Raw genomic sequence first — 20022 nt, 5'->3', positions numbered from 1 at the left:
CGCACCTTTGGGGTACGTATAGATACATTACGGCCACCACACCCACCCGTCAAAACGCCCCCCACCCGGGCGTGTCGCACCACCAGCATCCGCTCCCCCAAGCGAACGCCGGCCCGCGCTGGCCGGGCCTTGTCTCTGGGAGAGCTGGTTATGACTCGGGGGCGGCGGCCACGAAGAGTTCGCTCACGGAGTTGTAGTACTGGTCGGTTCTGCCGTTGTGCGTCATACCGATGCGTAGGCAGACACGCTGTGACGGGCGATTACTCGGAGTCGTGACGGCAACAACGCGGTCAAGTCCGGTTTTCCAGCCTTCAGCCAGTACAGCCGCTGCCGCTTCGGTCGCGTAGCCATGGCGCCATGCGTTCGGGTGAAAGTGCCAGCCGATCTCGGTGTCCCCCGATGGCTCGAGCGGTGTCGCCGCGCTCGATGCCGGGATGGACTTGAGCAGCAGGTTGCCGAAGATCTCGCCGGTGTCGGCATCCGTTACCGCCCTGATGGCATGGATGGGATGTTCCATGCCCTGCCAGCGCGAGATAACGGCGATCGCCTCGGCGCGCGAGGTCATGACGCGCGGATGCAACCCGATGTGCTGTTGCACAGACCATAGCGAGTAGAGCCCGAAAACAAAGTCGGTGTCATCCAGAGTCCAGGGGCGCAGCAGCAGGCGTTCGGTTCGAAGAGTTTCCACGACGACATCTTGCCATCCCCACCTGTTGCCCTGCGCAACCGACCCGCCCTCGACAACGTCGACTACCGCTGCGGGAGGGATATTCGGGGGGGCTGCGCGTTAAACCGAGCCGGTAGCGGATGACTGCGCCGCCGAGAACGCACTACTCGACGAAAATTCCCGCAAGCGTTTTCTTGCCGCGACGTAAAACCGCTACTCCCCCGGGAAGCACCGATCCTTCAATGGTCAGGTCGACGCTCGTGACCTTCTCGTTGTTCAGGTACACCCCACCCTGTTGCACGGCCCGTCGGGCGTCACCGATACTCTTCGAGAGTTCGGTGTCGACGAGTAGCTGCAGCACCGTGGCGTGCGGCGACGTCGTGGTGTGCGGGAGTTCGCGCAGGGCAGCCTCGAGGGTATCGGGATCCAGCTCGGCGAGGTCGCCCTGGCCGAACAGTGCCTCGGCGGCGTGGATGGCCGCATCCGTTGCCGCGTGCCCATGCACGAGGCTGGTCACTTCGAGGGCGAGCCGACGCTGCGCTTCACGCCGGAACGGTTCAGTTTCGACGAGCCCGGCGAATCGCTCGATTTCGCGCCGGGAGAGAAACGTGAAGACCTTGAGCCGAAAGATCACGTCGGCATCGTCGGTGTTGAGCCAGAACTGGTAGAACGCGTAGGGGCTCGTGAGGTTCGGGTCGAGCCACACCGCATTACCCTCGCTCTTGCCGAACTTGGTTCCGTCGCTGTTGGTGATGAGCGGGGTGCCGATGGCGTGCACGGTGCCGCTTTCGGCGCGACGGATGAGGTCGGTTCCGCTCGTGAGGTTGCCCCACTGATCGCTGCCGCCGGTTTGCAGCACACAGCCATAGCTGCGGAACAGCTCCAGGTAATCGAGGCCCTGGAGTATCTGGTAGCTGAACTCGGTGTAGCTGATGCCGGCGTCGGAGTTCAAGCGCGCGCTGACGGCATCTTTCTTGAGCATGGTGCCCACGCGGTAGTACTTACCGATTTCGCGTAGGAAATCGATGGCAGACAGCGGCGCGGTCCAGTCGAGGTTGTTCACCAGGGTGACGGCGTTGTCGCCCTCGGAGCTGAGGAACCGCGAGACCTGCGCCTGCAGGTAGCCCACCCATTCCGCGACGGTGTCGGTGGGGGTGAGCGTGCGCTCGGCTGTGGGGCGCGGGTCGCCGATGAGTCCGGTCGAGCCGCCGACCAGTCCCAGCGGATGATGCCCGGCCAGCTGCAAGCGCCGCATCAGCAGGAGCTGCACGAGGTTGCCGAGGTGCAGGCTCGGCGCGGTCGGGTCGAATCCGCAGTAATAGGTGATCGGGTCACCATCGAGCAGCGCCTTGAGCTCGGTCTCGTCGGTGGAGACGTGCACGAGGCCGCGCCAGTTGATCTCCTCCCACACCGAGTCGAAGGAGGGATCATTGGTCTGCTGGGCGAGGATGGTGGGGTCTGACACGCGCTTTAGATTATCAGCCGGGCCAGCTCTCCGAAGTATCCGCAGCATCCGTGCTTTTGCCGGTGTAATTTAGGTTAGAGACTACAATCAAATAGATTTAGCCTGTGGACTTAACTACATTGAATGCAGGACGGAGCCTGGGACCATGTTTGTCATCACCGCCGACCAGATCGGCAGCCGTAACGATCACGATCGCGCGCGCGAGATGATCGCGCAGCTCGTGGCACAGAGCCCCGACGCGTTCAGCCTGCCGCCCGACCAAACCGCCGGCGATGAGATTCAGTTACTCCTATCGGCGGCCCGGCCCACGCTCGACGCGATTCTCGCGCTGCATCGTTCCGGCCATTGGAGCGTCGGGCTCGGTGTCGGAACCGTGCGCGCTCCCCTACCGGCGTCGACCAGACAGGCCACCGGCGGCGCTTTCATCGCGGCCCGCGACGCCGTGCTGCGCGCTAAGAGAACCGAGGCGCACTTTGCTCTCGAGGTCGATCCGACGCATGCCGACTCCCCCGGTATTGAGGCGCTCTTCACCATGATCCTGCTGCTGCGTCAACGTCGAACCCGCCAAGGCTGGCAGGCCGGCGACCTGTTCGAACGCGGCCTGGCCCAAACCGATATCGCTGCAGAGCTCAAAATCACGACCGGTGCCGTGAGCCAACGACTCAAAGCGGCGCAGTACCGGGTTGAGCAGGCCGCGCGGCCGGCGTTGGTTAGGCTGCTGGAGCAGCTCGATCATCGCCCGAATGAAACGGATAATTCCGAATGACCTTCACCGTCCTCACATTTCTCTACTGGGTCGCCCTGCTCCTGGTCACGCTCGCCTCGCTCACCTGCGCCGCGATCGCCTTCAAACTGCACCGACAGCTTTTCGCGATTGCGGCCATCGGCGGTCTCGTCGTTGCCCTCGTGCTCGCCGCGGTGCCCGTTGGCACCGGCCCGAGCGCCTTCGGTATCGTGATCGGCATGCTCGCCCTCGCCCTCGCCGTGATCGGAGGCGGCCCGGTTGCAGTACTGGCGCTTGATCTCGCCACCAACAACTCGGTACCGCCGGGCCAGCATGGCGGAATCATGGTGCTGAACGCCGGCAAACCGGCCCCGACCATGGCCGGGGTCAGCGACCTGGAGACGCACGAGGTACTGCGCGGCGGGGTGACCATCGGCATCCTGGAACGCCTTGCCGTTGCCGGCGCGATCCTGGCCGGTTTTCCCGAAGCGATCGCCGTGGTCGTCGCCATCAAGGGCGTGGGTCGCTTCACGGAGCTGGCCGCGGCCGAATCGCGCGAACGGTTCATCATCGGCACCCTGTCGAGCCTCACCTGGGCGTGCGCGTGCGCCGCCCTCGTGCCGATGGCGCTCGCCTAGCCTGCCGGTTTAGCAACTCACCGTCACAGGTTCGCGCCGCCGATACGGCCTGCTCTACCGGCTCAGGACGGCCGTCAGGTCGCGTACGCGGGCCACGAGGTGGGCACGCTGTTCGGCGACGCGTACCGGAGCGGTTCCGCCGGCGCCGTCACGACTCTCGACCGACCCGCGGATGGTGAGCACTTCGCGCACCTGGGGAACGAGGTGCGGCGAGATCAAGAGCAACGCCTCGTCGTCGACTTCGTGTAGGTCGAGTCCGTTGATCTCAGCGAACTTCACCAAAGAACCGGTGATTTCGTGCGCGTCACGGAACGACACATGGCGTTTGACCAGCCACTCCGCGACATCCGTGGCGAGGGAGAAACCCTGCGGAGCGAGCTCGGCCATGCGTTCGGTGTGAAAAGTGAGGGTGGCGACCATGCCGGTGAAAGCGGGCAGCAGCACTTCGAGGGTGTTGATCGAGTCGAGAACCGGCTCCTTGTCTTCCTGCAGATCGCGGTTGTACGCGAGCGGCAGACCCTTGAGGGTGGTGAGCAACCCGGTGAGGTTGCCGATCATGCGGCCGGACTTACCGCGAGCGAGCTCGGCAATGTCGGGATTCTTCTTCTGCGGCATGATCGACGAGCCGGTGGAGTAGGCATCGTCGAGGGTGACGAAACCGAATTCGCGGGTGTTCCAGAGAATGATCTCCTCGGCCAGCCGCGACATGTCGATGCCGATTTGTGCGGTGATGTAGGCGAATTCAGCGACCAGGTCGCGGCTCGCGGTGCCGTCGATGGAATTCTCGACCACGGCGGCGAAGCCGAGGTCAGCGGCGACGAGATGCGCGTCGAGACCGAGGGTGTTACCGGCGAGGGCGCCGGAACCGTAGGGAGACGCATCCGCTCGCCGACCCCAGTCCGCGAAGCGGTCGAGGTCACGCACGAGCGGCCAGCAGTGCGCCAGCAGGTGGTGCGCGAGCAGCACCGGTTGGGCGTGCTGCAGATGGGTGCGGCCGGGCATGATGGCGCCTTCGTGCGCCTCAGCCTGGGCAGCGAGGGCATCAATGAGTTCGATGACGAGCGAGGCGAGGATGGCGGCGTGGTCGCGCAGCCACATGCGCACGAGCGTCGCGACCTGGTCGTTGCGGCTGCGGCCAGCGCGGAGCTTGCCCCCGATCTCGACGCCGATGATACCGATCAGACCCCGCTCCAGCGCCGAGTGCACGTCTTCATCGGCATCGGCGGGGAGAAAATCGCCGGCGATGACGGCGCGCTCGAGCTCTTCGAGCGCGCCAACCATCTGGGTGAGTTCGGTGTCGGTGAGATACCCCGCGGCGGCCAGAGCCCGTGCGTGCGCGCGGCTGCCCTGCAGGTCGTATTCGGCCAGCATCCAGTCGAACTGGGTCGACTTGCTCAGCCGCGACAGTTCCGGCGACGGCCCCCCGGCGAAACGGCCACCCCAGAGGGCGCCCGCCGCTCCGGCGCGGTTCGCGTTCTTCTCACTCGACACGCGGGCGCCCTACTTGCTGGTCGCGTCGCGGCGGGCCGCGATCTTGCTCGGCAACGACCACAGCTCGATGAATCCCTTGGCCATGGACTGGTCGAAGGAGTCGCCGGTGTCGTAGGTGGCGAGATTGAAGTCGTACAGGCTCGTCGTGCTGGAACGACCGGTGACGACGGCGGTGCCGGCGTGCATCTTCAAGCGGATGTCGCCCGTCACGTGCTTCTGAGTGTCCTCGATGAACACGTCGAGGCTCTTCTTCAGACCCGAGAACCAAAGACCGTCGTAGACGAGCTCGGCCCACTTGCTCTCGACGCCCCGCTTGTAGCGGGCGACGTCACGTTCCACGGTCATGTTCTCAAGCTCTTCATGCGCAGCAATCAGTGCGATGCCGGCCGGCGCCTCATAGATCTCGCGGCTCTTGATGCCGACGAGGCGGTCCTCGACGATGTCGATGCGGCCGACCCCCTGGTCACCAGCGAGGCGGTTCATCAACTGAATCATCTGCAGCGGGGTGACCTTCTTGCCATCAATGGCAACGGGCACCCCCTGCTCGAAGGAGATGACGACCTCAGTGGGGGCGCGAGTGACCGATGGGTCCTGGGTGTAGGTGTAAAGGTCCTCGATCGGCGCGTTCCACGGGTCTTCGAGGAACCCGGTCTCGACAGCGCGACCCCAGACGTTCTGGTCTACCGAGTACGGGCTCTTCTTGGACTGCATGATGGGCAGGTCGTGCTTGGCGGCGTACTCGATGGCTTTGTCGCGGGTCAGCGCAAAGTCCCGCACCGGGGCGAGCGAGGTCAGGTCGGGAGCGAGGGCCGCGACGGCCGCTTCGAACCGAACCTGGTCGTTGCCCTTGCCGGTGCATCCGTGGGCGACGCTGTCGGCGCCGAGCTCCTTGGCGGTGGAGGCCAGGTACTTGGCGATCAGCGGTCGGCTGATGGCCGAAACGAGCGGGTACCGCTTCTGGTACAGCGCATTCGCCTTGAGCGTCGGCACGATGTAGTCGTTGGCGAACTCGTCCTTGGCGTCGATGACGATGGATTCGACGGCGCCGCAGTCGAGGGCGCGCTGACGGATCACGTCCATGTCTTCACCCTCCTGACCGACGTCGACGGCGAGGGCTACGACCTCTTTACCGGTGGCATCCTTGAGCCAGCCGATGCCGACCGAGGTATCCAGTCCGCCCGAGTATGCGAGTACAACGCGTTCCGCCATGCTTCTCCCTAAATCTTGATCTGTCTAAAGTTTACGTTGTGGGCGCCGTTCCCCCGCCCGCCTGCCCTCCCTGCACTGCGGTCGGGGCCCGGGCCCCGTCCGCGGGCCCAGTTTATAAACTGGGCCCCGGGCCCGGGCCCCGACCAGATGGCGAGAGCCAGACGGTCAGGCCGCGTTTTGCGCGAGCAACCAGACCAGCAGGGCTTTTTGGGCGTGCAGGCGGTTCTCGGCCTCGTCCCAGATGATGCTCTGCGGCCCGTCGATGACATCGGCAGTCACCTCGTAGCCGCGGTCTGCCGGCAGGCAGTGCATGAAGTGGGCGCCCGGCTTCGCCAGGCCCATCAGAGTAGCGTCGACCCGATACTGGCCGAGGTCGCCGAGCCGGGTGGCCTTCTCCTCTTCCTTGCCCATCGACACCCAGGTGTCGGTGATGACCACGTCGACGCCGGTGACGGCTTCGCGCGGGTCGGTGAACAAAGCGACCGAGCCGCCGGTGCGGGCGGCGATGGCCGTCGCATCCGCTACCACCTGGTCGGTCGGGGTGTAGCCGGCCGGTGACGCGATGCGCACGTGCATGCCGGCGGTCGCTCCCGCGAGCAAATAGGACTGACCCATGTTGCAGGCACCGTCACCGAGAAAGGCGAGGGTCTGGCCGGCGAGGTCGCCGCGGTGTTCGCGGAGGGTGAGCAGGTCGGCGAGCAGCTGGCAGGGGTGAAAGTCATCGCTGAGCGCGTTGATCACGGGCACGGTCGTGCCGAGCGCCATTTCCTCGAGTCCGGCCTGGCCGTAGGTGCGCCAGACGATCGCGGCGACCTGGCGTTCGAGCACGCGGGCCGTGTCGGAGGCGGTCTCCTTGCCACCGAGCTGACTGTTCGCGGTGCTGATGATGAGGGGGCTGCCGCCGAGGTCGGCGATGCCGACCGCGAAGGACACCCGGGTACGGGTGGAGGACTTGTCGAAAATGACCGCGACGGTCTGCGGGCCGGCGAGCGGGCGCACTGCGAATCGGTCTCGCTTCAGCTCCAGGGCCAGATCGAGAATCTCGGCCTGTTCGGCCGGGGAGATGTCATCGTCGCGCAGGAAATGGCGGGTCACGGTGTCACTTTCGGTTGTTAAGTAGCAGGTGAGCGGATGCCGCTCCGCCCGGTTGGTAGTCCCGCGCCGGTGCGAAACCCGCGCAAAGTGGGATTCGTCCAGCCTAGAGGCTGGCCAGTGCTCGCCCGAACCGTTCCTGGAAGTCGGCCAGCTCAGCGTCCCCCACGATCAGGGGTGGGGCGATACGAATGCTGGTCTCGTTGGCGGCATTGACGATGAGGCCCTGGGCGAGCGCGGCCGCGCCGAGCTTCAAGGCGACCGGTTCGGTCAGGCCGATGCCGAGTAGCAGGCCGCGCCCGCGCACCTCGTCGATCAGCGGCGAGTGGAAGCCGAGAATGATCTCGCGCAGCTGCTGGCCCCTCACAGCGGCGTTGGCGGCCAGGTCATCGCGTTCGATCACGCCGAGTACGGCGTTGGCGGTCGCGGTGACGAGCGGGTTGCCGGCGAAGGTCGAGCCGTGCTGGCCGCGACGGAACAGTTCGGAGGCCCAGCCGAAGGTGACGAGCGCGCCAATGGGGACACCGCCACCCATCCCCTTGGCGATGGTGACGGCATCCGGCAATATTTCAGCGTGGTTGTAGGCGAACCAGGCGCCGGTGCGGGCGATACCGGTCTGGATCTCATCGAGGATCAGGAGTACGCCGTGCTCGGTGCACAGCTCACGGGCACGCTTGAGGAACCCCTCGGGCAGGTCGATGACGCCCGCCTCGCCTTTGACCGGTTCGAGGAACAGGGCGGCGACGGTGTTGTCGATGGTGGCTTCGAGGGCCTTGATCGTGCTGTCAATGTGTTCGACTCCGCCGGGCACGGGCTCGAATGCCTCGCGCATGTTCGGCTTGCCCGACAGGGCGAGCGCGCCCATTGTGCGGCCGTGGAAGGAGTCGTGTAGCGCGATGATGCGGCTGCGGTGTCCTTGGTTGTTGAGCCTGGCCAGTTTGAACGCTGCCTCGTTGGCCTCGGCACCGGAATTGCAGAAGTAGACACGGCCCGTTTCACCGGCGCCGGTGATGCGTTTGAGGCGTTCGGCCAGTTCAATCTGCGGCGGCGTGGCGAAATAGTTGGAGACATGGCTGATCGTGCCGATCTGCTTGGTCACGGCAGCAACGACCTCAGGGTGTGCGTGACCGAGTGAATTCACCGCGATACCGGCCAGAAAGTCCAGGTATTGCGTGCCCTTCTCGTCCCAGACGTAACAGCCTTCACCGCGCACAAGCATGGCCAGTGGCGGGCTGAACGTGCGCATCATCGAATCGGCGAACCGATCCTGCCAAGAATCTTCAATCATGCCGGTACTACCTCCGTGCCGATGCCGCTTCCAGTGAAAATTTCGAGCAGGATCGAGTGCGGCACTCGCCCGTCGATGATTGCAGCTTTAGCGACGCCACCGTCGACGGCATCGAGACAGGCCGTCATCTTGGGAATCATTCCCGATTCCAGCTCGGGCAGCAGACCGCGTAATTCGACCACATCGATGATCGACACGAGCGAATCCCGGTTGGGCCAGTCGCGATACAAACCGGCGACATCGGTGAGAATCACGAGCTTGGCCGCGCCCAGCGCGATAGCGAGTGCGGCAGCAGCAGCGTCGGCGTTGACGTTGAGCGACTGGCCCGGAACATCCGTATCGGGAGCGATCGACGAGACCACCGGTATGCGGCCGGCTGCGAGCTGGGCGAGTACTGCTTCGGGGTCGACGCCGATGACATCGCCGACGAGTCCGAGATCAACCTTCTCGCCGTCGATGACCACGCCGCGCCGGCGCCCGCGAAACAGGCCGGCGTCTTCACCGGAGAGTCCCGCGGCGAGCGGACCGTGCTGGTTGATGTGACTGACCAGGTCGCGATTGATCTGGCCGGTGAGCACCATGCGCACCACATCCATCGCTTCGGGCGTGGTCACCCGGTAGCCGCCACGAAACTCGCTTTCGATGCCGAGGCGCGCCAGCATGGCGGAGATCTGCGGGCCACCGCCGTGCACGACGACCGGCCGGATGCCCGCGTATCGCAGGTAGACCATGTCTTCGGCGAAGGAGCGCTGCAGCTCTTCGCTCACCATGGCGTTGCCGCCGAACTTCACGACGATGATCTGGTCGTGAAAGCGTTTGAGCCACGGCAGCGCTTCGATCAGCGTTGCCGCCTTAACAGATGCTTCGGCCTGGCTGGTTTCGGCGTTAGTTCTCGGTGTTTCGGTCATGATCAGCTCGAGTACGCGCTGTTCTCTTCGACATAGTCGTGGGTGAGGTCGTTGGTCCACAGGGTGGCCGTTGCACTACCGGCATGCAGGTCGATGAGCACAGTCACGCCGCGGCCCGACAGGTCGACGAGCTCGCGCGGCTGGTCGGGCTCGCCCGCGGTACACACCTGAACGCCATTGATGGCGACGTCGATGCTATATGGGTCGAAGGCTGCGCTTTCGACCGGCACCGTTCCGACGGCGGCGAGCACGCGGCCCCAGTTCGGGTCGTTGCCGAAGATGGCCGACTTGAACAGGTTGCTGCGCGAGACAGCACGGGCCACGGTCACCGCCTCGTCGTCGGATACCGCGTTGGTGACGGTGATCGCCACGTCGTGCGCGGCGCCCTCGGCGTCTCCTTGTAACTGTAAAACCAGGTCGCGGCAGATTTCGACAAGGGCGATGTTGAATTCGGATTTGTCGGCAGCGACGCCGCTCGCACCGGAACAGAGCAGGCTCACGGTGTCGTTGGTCGACATGCAGCCGTCGGAGTCGAGGCGGTCGAAGGTGACCCGGGTCGCCGCGCGAAGCGCCGTGTCGAGGTCGGCCGAGTCGAGCACGGCGTCGGTCGTGATGACCACGAGCATCGTGGCCAGGCCCGGAGCGAGCATGCCGGCGCCCTTGGCCATGGCGCCAATGCTCCAACCGGCGGGAGAGGTGTACAGGGCCTCCTTCGGGCGAGTGTCGGTGGTCATGATCGCCTGCGCGGCCAGGAGGCCGGCGGCCGGGGTGGTTGCGGCATCCGTCTTGATATGGAGGGTGGCGTCCCAGACTCCCGCGGTGACGAGGTCGAGGTCGAGTTGTTCACCGATCAGTCCGGTGGAGCAGACCAAAACGTCGCCGGAGGAGATGTCGAGGCGGGTCGCGACGGCTTCGGCGGTGGCATGGGTGGTCTGGAAGCCGATGCTGCCGGTGTAACAATTGGCGCCCCCGGAGTTGAGTACGATGGCGCTGACGCGGCCGTCGCTCATGACCTGGGTGCTCCAGATGACGGGGTTGGCCTGGCAGCGGTTGCTCGTGAACACGGTGGCGGCGTTCTGCAGCGGGCCGAGGTTGTGCACGAGCGCGAGGTCGAGCCCGCCGGACTTTTTCAGGCCGGCCGTGACGCCGGCAGCAGCGAAACCGGCGGGATGGGTGACACTCACGGAGCAACTCCATTCATGGTCAGACCGAGAGTTTCGGTCAGACCGAGGGCAATGTTGGCAGATTGGATGGCAGCGCCGGCGGTGCCCTTGACAAGATTGTCGATGGCGGTGATCGTGACGACGCGGCCGGCCGCCTCATCGACGGCCAGTCCGATCAGAGCGGTGTTGGCGCCGAGCACATCGGCCGTGCGCGGAAAATGTCCCTCAGGAAGCACGTGCACAAACGATTCGTCGGCGTAGGCGCTCTCCCACGCGGCGCGCACGGCGGCGGCGCTCGTGCCGGGTACCAGGCGGGCGGTCGCCGTCGCGAGGATGCCGCGCGACATCGGTACGATCACCGGCGTGAACGAGATGGTCGCGTCTCGTGCCGACGTGGATGCGGCGCTTTTGGCCCAGCGCAGCGCCTGCACGATCTCGGGAATATGCCGATGAGTGCCGCCGACCGCATAGGGGTTGGCCGAGCCCAGGATCTCGGCAGCGAGGTTTGGCAACTTGAGACTCTTGCCGGCGCCACTCGGGCCGACGGCGAGTACGGCAACGAGGTCCTGCGCTTCGATCACTCCCGCATGGATGCCGGGGGCCAGGGCGAGCGCGACAGTGCTGGCGTTGCAGCCGGGCGCGGCGATGCGGCGTGCGGCAACAATTCTGTCGCGCTGTTTGCCGTTGGCCGTGACCAGTTCGGGCACCCCATAGGTCCACGAACCGAAGTAGTCACCGCCGTAAAACGCCGCCCAGTCGTCGGGGTTTTCGAGGCGGTGGTCGGCGCCACAGTCCACCACGAGGGTGTCATTGGGGAGGTGCGCCGTCAGCTCACCGGATTTTCCGTGCGGCAGGGCTACGAAGACAGCGTCGTGGCCGCTGAGATTTTCCGGGGTGGTGTCGACGAGGGTCAGGTGGGCGAGCGAACGCAGCTGCGGCTGCACGTCGACCAGACGCTGTCCGGCATTGCTGTGTGCGGTGACCGTGCGCACCTCGAATTCGGGGTGACCGGAAAGCAGACGCAGCAGTTCGCCGCCCGCATACCCGCTCGCACCCGCCACTGCCACCGAAAAGACCATGTGTTAAACCTAGCGCGGCCCCGGCGACCCGATTTCCGCGCTCGCGCGGGGCGTCACGCGTGCGGCGGGCCTCCGCTCGCCGTCGCTGCCCTCGGCGTGGTTCACGGCACGCCTGTTGGTTCACGGCACCCTGCTGGTTCACAGCACAGTGCAGGTTCGCGGCACCCTGCTGGTTCACGGCACCCTGTTGGTTCGCGGCACCCCTGTTGGTTCACAGCACCCCTGTTGGTTCACAGTACCCCTGTTGGTTCACAGCACCCCTGTTGGTTCACAGCACCCCTGACGGGAAGTGCCGGCTTCCCTAGCGAGTGCCACGACGACGGATGCCGCGCGCCGCCCCCAGTCGCGACTCGCGGCACGCGGCACGCGGCACGCGGCACGCGGCACGCGGCACGCGGCACGCGGCACGCGTAAGAGTTTGCGGCACCCCGAACACCAAGTACCCGCATCCGAAACGAGTGCCCCGAGAGTCGGAGCATCCGCTCTCTGCACAGTGAATACTCGTCCCGAGTTCCCCACAGTTGTTGCGCCAAACGAGGACCGGCTCGCGTTCCGCGGCAGAGTGGGGGCATGTTGGAGGCCTTGGAAACGCAGGATGCGCTCGGCGACGGGCTCATCACGGCTGATGCCCTTCGTGGGGCCGGTATGAATGCGCACGCCGTGGGCCTGCTGGTGAGACGGGGCGAGCTCCGGCGTCTTCGACGCGGTTGGTACGCGCTCGGCACGAAGTGGAAGGCGTGTGGTCTCGACGGGCAATACCGCCTGTTCGCGCGTGCCACTGCCGGGGCGGCCAAACGACCACTGGTGCTCTCACACCATTCGGCCGCGGCCATGCACGGACTACCACTGATTGGCGCTTGGCCCGTCACGGTGCATGCCCTCGTCCCCGACGCCCATGGCGGCAGCAGTCACCGGCTCGTTACAACCCATCGCGCCGTCGCCGACCCGAATGCAACACTCATCGCCGGTGTCGCGGTGACCAGCCTCGCTCGTACCCTTGTCGATATCGCTGCCGGGTGCAGTTTTCTCACCGGAGTGACGATGATCGACCACGTGCTTCACCAAGAGAGCAGGCGGGTGGTGCCCGGCGCGGGAAATCCGGGCGTTCCGGCGATCACGAAGGCGGTGCTCTTTGCGGAACTGGACGCGGTGCGTCCCCGCACAGGGCGCCAGGCTGCCGAGCGGGCCATCACGTTTGCCGACGAACTCTCGGCCAACGCCGGCGAGTCGCTCAGCAGAGTGCGCTTCGAGGAACTGAAGTTTCAGATTCCCGAACTGCAGGTGCGATTTGACGTCGCTGGCCGCTCGTACTTCGTGGACTACTTCTGGCGGGGTGTGCGCAAGATCGGAGAGTTTGACGGGCACACCAAGTACACCCGCGCAGCGGTCATGAACGGGAAGGACGTGGTGGGGGTGGTCCTGGCCGAGAAGGATCGGGAGAGCGTGCTTCGCCCGTTTGTGACGAGTTTCAACCGCTGGGGCTGGAACCTGGCCCTCAATGCCGTGGAGTTCTATCGGTTCCTATGCGAAAAGGGTGTGCCGCGCACCCGCTGACCCTGCACCCTNCGTGGAGTTCTATCGGTTCCTATGCGAAAAGGGTGTGCCGCGCACCCGCTGACCCTGCACCCTGCGTTCGCGGCACTCGTCGGGACTCGCAGCACCCGTTGGAAGGAGTGCCCGCGTCCCGAACGAGTGCCACCACAAGCGGATCCCGCACGTACACCTGACAGCAACAGCCCACGGCACTCGTTACAGTTCGCAGCACGCGTCAGGACTCGCAGCACCCGTTGGAAGGAGTGCCCGCGTCCCGAACGAGTGCCACCACAAGCGGATCCCGCACGTACACCTGACGGCAACAGCCCACGGCACTCGTTACAGTTCGCAGCACCCTGGGCGCTGAGTGCCCGCGTCCCGAACGAGTGCCCTGACCAGCGGATGCCGCGGGCCGCGGCATCCGCTGGTCGCGACATGCAGGCCCCCGGCGGGCTATTCGCGCAGGGCCGCCCCGAAACGATCCGCAGCGAGGGCAACCCCGGACAAGCGGGCAGCGCTCGCCTCGGCGGCGGTCAGCGTGCGCTCCTCGCCGCGAAAACGCAGTCCGAAGGTGAGCGACTTCTGGCCGGACTCGACTCCGGCACCGCGGTAGTCGTCGACCAGGTCGATACTTTCGAGCAGGTCGCCCGCACCCTCGGCGACGACCGCGCCCAGGGCAGCAGCCGGCACCGAAACCGAGACGACGAGCGAAAGGTCCTGCGTCGCTGCGGGCATCGTGCGGATCGGCGTGACCGTCACGTCACTCTCGGCCTGCGCGAAGACGAGCCCGAGGTTGATCTCGGCCACGGCCACGACAGCGGGAAGGTCATAGTCGTCGGCGACTGTGGGGAGCAGTTCTCCCGCGAATCCCACCGACACGGTCGAGACCGCCTCAGTCGAAGCCGACACAGTCGAAGCCGACACGGTGACGAACAGCTCGGCGGTACGGCCCGGGTGCATCGCCGGGTGCTGGCCCTGGCGTACTTCGATGCGCACTCCGGTCGCCAATGCCACCTGCTGCGCAGCGGCCAACGCAGACTGCCAGCCCGCTCCAACGGCGGGCTGTCCGGGTTGGTGCCGCACGTCATTGCCGACGAGAACGATCCCGACCATGAGTGGCTGCGGCACAATTCCCGCGTTCAGGGCCGCCTCAGCCTCAGCGCTCGGGCGCGCGGCGCCGGCCGGGAGCACTGTCGTGCCGTATGTCACGCCGGCCTCGGGCCGAAAGACCAGTCCCTGCTCGTAGATGGCCACGTCGACCAGTCCGCGTGACCGGTTGCGGTGCGCGATCTGCAACAGGCCCGGCAGAATCGAGGTGCGCAAAAACGGTGCCTCACCGTCGAGCGGATTAGCGACCCTTATCTGCGGCACTGAAACCATCACCGAAAGCGGCACCGAAGTCGGCACAGCGGATGCCGCATCCGCCGTGCTTGCGGCGGCGGACACGGCGGGTGAAACGGACACGCCGAACACGTTGTTCGCCCGCTCGGAAACGAACGGGTAGGTCAAGACCTCGGTGTGACCGGTCGCTGCCAGAACGTGCGCGACAGTACGGCGCAAAGTCTGCGTGCGGGTCAGGCCACGGCCGGGCGGCGCGACGGGCAGCACCGAGGGAATGCGGTCGTAGCCGACGATGCGGGCGACCTCCTCCGCGAGGGTCCACTTATCCGTCAGGTCGGGGCGCCAGCTCGGCGGGGTGACCTGCAGATCGCCGTCGGATTCGACCAACGAAGCACCGACGTCGACCAGCGCATCGCGCACCTCGTCGCCGGTGTAGGCGAGGCCGATGACACCCGAGACGAACCCGGTCGGCAGCAGGATCGGTTGAGGTACCGGAGTCTCGTCGTAGACCGAACCGAGATCGTCGGTGACTCCCCCGGCCAGGTCAACGAGCAGCTGCACCACGCGTTCGGCAGCGACAGCGGCCACGCGCGGGTCGACACCGCGTTCGAACCGCTTGCTGGCCTCGCTCGGCAGCTTGTGACGACGGGCCGAGCGCGCGATCGACACCGGGTCGAAGTTGGCGGCCTCGACGAGCACGTTGACGGTCTGCGCGCTGATCTCGGTGCTTGCCCCGCCCATGACACCGGCCAAGCCGATCGGCCCGGATTCATCGGTGATCAGCAAATCTTCAACGTCAAGCGTGCGGGTGACCGCGTCAAGGGTGGTGAATTTCTCCCCGGCGGTCGCGCGCCGCACGATGATTCCGCCGGTCAGCTTGTCCAGGTCGTAGCCGTGCAACGGCTGGCCGAGCTCGAACATCACATAATTGGTCACGTCAACGACGAGCGAGATCGAGCGGATGCCGACCAGCCCCAGTCGCGCGATCATCCAGGCCGGGGTCGGCCGGGTCGAGTCGACGCCGCGCACGACGCGGGTGACGAACACGCTTGCTCCGGTTCGGTCCCGAATCGGAGCCTGGTCGTCGATCGTCACGGGGAACCGGGTGACCGGGGCCACGACCGTCGGTGCCAGCGCAGGGTCCCGAAACGGCACGCCGGTGGCGTGCGAGTATTCGCGGGCGACGCCGCGAATGGAGAAGGCATAGCCGCGATCGGGGGTGACGTTGATCTCGACGGCGCTGTCATCGAGGCCCAGCAGGGGGATCGCATCCGTTCCGACCGGAGCGTCGATGCCGAGCGAAGCCAGCAGCAGAATTCCATCGTGCTCGTCGCCGAGGCCGAGTTCACGGGCCGAGGCGATCATGCCGTCGGAGACGTGGCCGTAGGTCTTGCGGGCCGCAATGGGAAACGGGCCCGGCAGCGAAGCTCCGGGCAGGGTCACGACGACCTTGTCGCCGACGGCGAAGTTGTGGGCGCCACAAATGATGCCATGGATGGCGGGGCCGCCGTCAGCGGCGAGTTCGTCGCCCGGCGCAACTCGCACCTGGCACCAGTTGATGGTCTTGCCGTTGGTCTGCTCTTCGCCGACGAATTCGAGCACCTCGCCGACCACGATCGGGCCGGACACGTCGAAACGGTGGATATCTTCCTCTTCGAGACCGACGCTCACGAGGGCAGCATGCACGTCTTCCGGCGTGGTGCCAGGGGCGAGGTCGACGAATTCGCCGAGCCAGGAAAGTGGTACCCGCATCAGACCGTCATCCCATACTGCTGGCTGAACCGAATATCGCCCTCGACCATATCGTGCATGTCCTTTACGTCATTTCTAAACATCACAGCTCGTTCGACGCCCACCCCGAACGCGAACCCGGAGTAGACCTCGGGGTCGATCCCGGCGGAGCGCAGCACGTTGGCGTGCACCATGCCGCAGCCGCCCCACTCGATCCAGCGTGCGCCGTCCTTGAAGGTCGGGTGCCAGACGTCGAGCTCTGCGCTCGGTTCGGTGAATGGAAAGTAGTTCGGGCGCAGGCGCACCTTGGCTTCTGGACCGAATAGGGCCTGCACGAAGTGGTCGAGCGTGCCGCGCAGATTCGCCATGGTGAGGCCCTTGTCGATCGCGATGCCCTCGATCTGGTGAAAGACCGGCGTGTGGGTCGCATCGAGTTCGTCGGTGCGAAAAACCCGTCCGGGCGCGACCACGTAGACCGGCAGCTCACGCGAGAGCAATGCGCGCAGCTGCACGGGTGAGGTTTGAGTGCGTAGAACGAGGTGGGCATCCGTCGGTTCGACGAAGAAGGTGTCTTGCATGGCGCGGGCCGGGTGGTCCTCGTCGAAGTTGAGCCCGTCGAAGTTGAACCATTCGTTTTCAAGCTCCGGGCCTTCGGCGACCTCCCAGCCCATGGCCACGAAGACGTCGGCGGCGCGTTCGCTGAGCAGCGAGATCGGATGCCGCGCCCCCGGTTTCCAGGTTGACGCTGCGGCGGTGACGTCTACCGTTTCGGCGAGCAGGCGGGCGGCGGCTTCAGCGCTGCCAATGTCATCTTCGCGAGCGGTCAACGCCTTGGTGACGGCGCCGCGCGCTTGGCCAACGAGCTTGCCGGCAGCGGCCTTCTGGTTGCCGGGCACGCTGCGCATCAAGGCGTTGAGCTTCGACAGCGGTGAAGACTCCCCCGCGTGCTCGCTGCGCACAAGCCTGAGGGCGGCGGTCGTGTCGGCGGTGGCAATAGCGGCCAGTGCGGCGTCAACCGCGATATTGACGACGGCTTCGGTAATGGCGGGTGGGTCGATGGGACCAGCGGAATCAGACACAGTCCCTGAGTTTAGCCGCCTTGCGACGCGTGGCTTCTGCTCTCGGCATCCACCGCATGTGGGTCGCCCAAGTGCGGGTCGACCGGGGCGGCGGAGTCCGTGGTGACGCTGCCAGCCTGCGGCCCGGTGCGCTTGGCAATTCTGCGTGCCAGCCACGACAGCGACAAGTTCAAGGTCAGATAGATGGCGAGCACGATGAAGAAGAACGAGAACTTATATTGATCGCCGAAGAAGTTGGCTAGCTGGTTCAGTCCGGCCCGGAGGAGTTCGTTGTAGCCCACAATGAAAGCCAAGGACGTGTCCTTGAGTAGCACCACCAGCTGGGCGATGATGATCGGCAGCATCTGACGAAATGCCTGCGGAAACTCAATGCGGAACCGGGTGGCCACCGGGGTAAGGCCGATAGCGAGTCCAGCCTCGCGCTGACCACGCGGCAGGGCGTTGATTCCTGCGCGGAGCGCCTCGCCGATGATGGCGCCGTTGTACACGGACAGAGCCGCTACTCCCGCCCAGAACGATCCGGTGGCGAACACCAACAGGATGAAGAGCATCATGAGCAGCACGGGCATACCGCGGAAGAATTCGAGCAGCACCGTGGTGGGCACCCGAATCCAAGCGGATGCCGACAACCGCCCGAAGGAAAACAGTACTCCGATCAGGAGCGCGAAAACGGCGGCCACCGCGGCCATGCGCAGGGTCGCAAGTGCGCCGAACCCGAGGGTACGCCAAACCAGCAGGTCGTTGAAGACGTCCCAGCGGCTGATATCCCACAGGCCCGGCTGCACCGCGCCGTTAGCGCTGGTCTTAGGCAGGCCGAGCACCACGATCAGAGCGAGCAAGCCAGCGGCCAGGATAATTGTTCCGATAACGGAGATGAGACGCGATCGCGCGCGAGACTTCGGTCCCGGGGCGTCGTACAGTACAGAACTCATCGGAGCACCGCCACCTTCTTCTCGATCCTGCCGGCGATAAGGCCGAGAGGAATGGTGACGACCAGGTAGAACGCGGCGACCGCGAGCAAAATGGGGATCACAGCATCACCCCGGTCGTTGGTCACCCTGCGTGCGGCGCCGAAAAGTTCGAATACGAAGAACGCACCGGCGACCGAAGTGTTCTTGGTGAGAGCGATGATCACATTGATCAGGGGTGGTACCACCATGCGGATGGCTTGGGGCATCACCACGAAGGTGAGCGTTTGTCCGAAGGTGAGGCCCACGCTGCGTGCCGCTTCGGCTTGTCCCACGTGTACGCCGTTCACGCCGGACCGCAGGGCCTCGGCTACGAACGGAGAGGTATACACCGTGAGCCCGATAGCGGCCAGCTGGAAGTATCCCGGGCTGAACTCTAAAAGGGGCAGAAGGTAGGCGCAAAAGAACAGGACGAGCGTAAGCGGGGTGTTGCGAACAAGTTCCGTATAGGCGGTTGCGAAGACGCGGAATGACGAGATCGGTGAGATGCGCATGGCTGCGACGATCAGCCCGAGTACGGATGCGCCCACTCCCGCGATGATGAGCAGGCCCAGAGTGTTCCGGAAACCTTCCAGGAACAGCGGCAGGTTGTCGATCACTGCGTCCACAACTCACCTCCTCGTCTTTTATATGTCTGTGGGTCGGGCAATGCGTGGAACATGCTGGTGGTCACCGTAGAGACCCGCCCACTGGGCGGGTCTCTACGGCTCAAAGCTGGTTAGCGAATCCGAAAGTAGACCTAGTAGCGGTCGACGGCCGGAGGGGTGGGGGTGTCGAGCACAGCACCCGCGGTGGACTCCCAAGCCGAGACCCAGCTACCGTCCGCGTAAGCCGCTTCGAGCACGTCGTTGATGAACGAGCGGAATTCGGTGTCGTCATGCGCGAGGCCGATGCCGTAGGGCTCTTCGGTGAATGCGTTGTTAACGACCTCGAACTGACCGGAGTTCTGGTCGGCCAGGCCGGCCAGGATTACGTTGTCGGTCGTGACCGCGACAACCTCGCCGCTGCGCAGCGGACCGAGGCAGTTGGAGTAGGTATCCGAGGCGATGATGTCGGTCGTGAATTCGGCGATATTCTTCTCCGAGGTGGAACCGCTCACGGTACACACCTTCTTGCCGGCAAGGTCCTCGGGGCCGGTGATGTTGTCCGGGTTTCCCGCGAGTACGAGCAGGTCCTGTCCGGCAGAGTAGTACGGTCCGGCGAAGGACACGGCTTCCTTGCGGGTGTCGTTGATCGTATAGGTTGCGATAACGAGGTCGACCTGACCGTTCTCAATGAACGGCTCGCGGTTGGCGGAAACCGCCTCGCTCCATTTGATGCCCGATGCCGGGATGCCGAGCTTGGCCGCGATGAGCTTCCCCATCTCAACGTCGAAGCCGACTGGATCGCCGCTGGGGCCGAGCAGGCCGAACAGCGGCTGGTCGAACTTGGTTCCAATGTTGATGGAACCAGCGTCGGCCAGGCGGGCCATGGTGCTTCCCTCAGGGAACGACACCGCCGTCTCCACTGGGGCGGCGGCATCGGTCGGGGCGCCCGAGTCCGCGCAGCCGCTAAGCACGAGCGCACTTGCGATCGCAATGGCCGAAATCACTAGACCTTTTTTGAGTCTCATGGTTTTTCTCCTGATTGCTGGTACTGCTGCTGTG

At 65.3% G+C, this 20022-nt stretch carries 17 protein-coding genes; 3 read left to right on the top strand and 14 right to left on the bottom strand.

Features of this window, described 5'->3' with window-relative positions; all coding sequences use genetic code 11:
• Window positions 1-148 precede the first annotated feature (148 nt).
• Window positions 149-688: a GNAT family N-acetyltransferase gene (locus tag E3T38_RS13875; protein ID WP_134548719.1), complete on the bottom strand. Its 540-nt coding sequence runs from the start codon at window positions 686-688 to the stop codon at window positions 149-151.
• A gap of 142 nt (window positions 689-830) precedes the next feature.
• Window positions 831-2132, bottom strand: a complete 1302-nt coding sequence (gene tyrS, locus E3T38_RS13870) for a tyrosine--tRNA ligase (protein ID WP_241984484.1) — start codon at window positions 2130-2132, stop codon at window positions 831-833.
• Window positions 2133-2277: 145 nt separating this feature from the next.
• Here tyrS and E3T38_RS13865 point away from each other — a divergent pair, with 145 nt between their 5' ends.
• Together E3T38_RS13865 and E3T38_RS13860 are read left to right on the top strand one after the other, a co-directional pair.
• Complete coding sequence (locus tag E3T38_RS13865; RefSeq protein WP_134548717.1) at window positions 2278-2898, top strand: DNA-binding protein; 621 nt, start codon at window positions 2278-2280, stop codon at window positions 2896-2898.
• Window positions 2895-3494 (top strand): hypothetical protein, encoded by a 600-nt coding sequence (locus E3T38_RS13860; RefSeq protein ID WP_134548716.1) that lies wholly within the window; start codon window positions 2895-2897, stop codon window positions 3492-3494. The genes E3T38_RS13865 and E3T38_RS13860 overlap by 4 nt, the downstream gene beginning before the upstream one ends.
• A 54-nt stretch (window positions 3495-3548) precedes the next feature.
• Here the strand turns inward: E3T38_RS13860 and argH are convergent, their stop codons facing one another.
• From argH to argC, 7 genes are all read right to left on the bottom strand, one after another.
• Window positions 3549-4985, bottom strand: a complete 1437-nt coding sequence (argH, locus tag E3T38_RS13855) for an argininosuccinate lyase (protein ID WP_134548715.1) — start codon at window positions 4983-4985, stop codon at window positions 3549-3551.
• A 9-nt stretch (window positions 4986-4994) separates the two neighbouring features.
• Entirely contained in the window at window positions 4995-6194 is a 1200-nt protein-coding gene (locus E3T38_RS13850) for an argininosuccinate synthase (RefSeq protein ID WP_104199964.1), read from the bottom strand.
• Window positions 6195-6359: 165 nt separating this feature from the next.
• The gene (argF, locus tag E3T38_RS13845) at window positions 6360-7289 is read right to left on the bottom strand and encodes an ornithine carbamoyltransferase (RefSeq protein ID WP_134548714.1); all 930 of its coding nucleotides are present in this window, start codon (window positions 7287-7289) and stop codon (window positions 6360-6362) included.
• A gap of 103 nt (window positions 7290-7392) precedes the next feature.
• Complete coding sequence (locus E3T38_RS13840) at window positions 7393-8574, bottom strand: acetylornithine transaminase (RefSeq protein ID WP_134548713.1); 1182 nt, start codon at window positions 8572-8574, stop codon at window positions 7393-7395.
• Window positions 8571-9482 (bottom strand): acetylglutamate kinase, encoded by a 912-nt coding sequence (gene argB, locus E3T38_RS13835; RefSeq protein ID WP_134548712.1) that lies wholly within the window; start codon window positions 9480-9482, stop codon window positions 8571-8573. Before argB ends, E3T38_RS13840 begins: the two co-directional genes overlap by 4 nt.
• A 2-nt stretch (window positions 9483-9484) precedes the next feature.
• Window positions 9485-10666, bottom strand: a complete 1182-nt coding sequence (argJ, locus tag E3T38_RS13830; RefSeq protein ID WP_134548711.1) for a bifunctional glutamate N-acetyltransferase/amino-acid acetyltransferase ArgJ — start codon at window positions 10664-10666, stop codon at window positions 9485-9487.
• Window positions 10663-11724, bottom strand: a complete 1062-nt coding sequence (gene argC, locus E3T38_RS13825) for an N-acetyl-gamma-glutamyl-phosphate reductase (protein ID WP_134548710.1) — start codon at window positions 11722-11724, stop codon at window positions 10663-10665. Before argC ends, argJ begins: the two co-directional genes overlap by 4 nt.
• Window positions 11725-12294: 570 nt before the next feature.
• Here argC and E3T38_RS13815 point away from each other — a divergent pair.
• Window positions 12295-13278 carry a hypothetical protein gene (locus E3T38_RS13815; RefSeq protein WP_166805523.1) on the top strand — a complete coding sequence of 328 codons (984 nt, stop codon included), beginning with the start codon at window positions 12295-12297 and terminating at the stop codon, window positions 13276-13278.
• Window positions 13279-13710: 432 nt separating this feature from the next.
• Here the strand turns inward: E3T38_RS13815 and pheT are convergent, their stop codons facing one another.
• The 5 genes from pheT to E3T38_RS13790 form a co-directional block, all read right to left on the bottom strand.
• Window positions 13711-16350, bottom strand: coding sequence for a phenylalanine--tRNA ligase subunit beta (gene pheT, locus E3T38_RS13810; protein WP_134548707.1), 2640 nt, complete (start codon window positions 16348-16350; stop codon window positions 13711-13713).
• Window positions 16350-17408 carry a phenylalanine--tRNA ligase subunit alpha gene (gene pheS / locus E3T38_RS13805; protein ID WP_241984483.1) on the bottom strand — a complete coding sequence of 353 codons (1059 nt, stop codon included), beginning with the start codon at window positions 17406-17408 and terminating at the stop codon, window positions 16350-16352. The genes pheT and pheS overlap by 1 nt, the downstream gene beginning before the upstream one ends.
• A gap of 11 nt (window positions 17409-17419) precedes the next feature.
• Complete coding sequence (locus E3T38_RS13800) at window positions 17420-18340, bottom strand: amino acid ABC transporter permease (protein WP_134548706.1); 921 nt, start codon at window positions 18338-18340, stop codon at window positions 17420-17422.
• Entirely contained in the window at window positions 18337-18984 is a 648-nt protein-coding gene (locus E3T38_RS13795; RefSeq protein WP_104196968.1) for an amino acid ABC transporter permease, read from the bottom strand. The genes E3T38_RS13800 and E3T38_RS13795 overlap by 4 nt, the downstream gene beginning before the upstream one ends.
• 131 nt (window positions 18985-19115) lie before the next feature.
• Window positions 19116-19988, bottom strand: coding sequence for a glutamate ABC transporter substrate-binding protein (locus E3T38_RS13790; protein WP_134548705.1), 873 nt, complete (start codon window positions 19986-19988; stop codon window positions 19116-19118).
• Between the last annotated feature and the right edge of the window lie 34 nt (window positions 19989-20022).

Origin of the sequence: Cryobacterium sp. Hb1 (genome assembly GCF_004403585.1) — a bacterium.
GTDB classification, from domain to species: domain Bacteria; phylum Actinomycetota; class Actinomycetes; order Actinomycetales; family Microbacteriaceae; genus Cryobacterium; species Cryobacterium lyxosi.
This window is presented reverse-complemented; position numbering and strand designations above follow the sequence as displayed.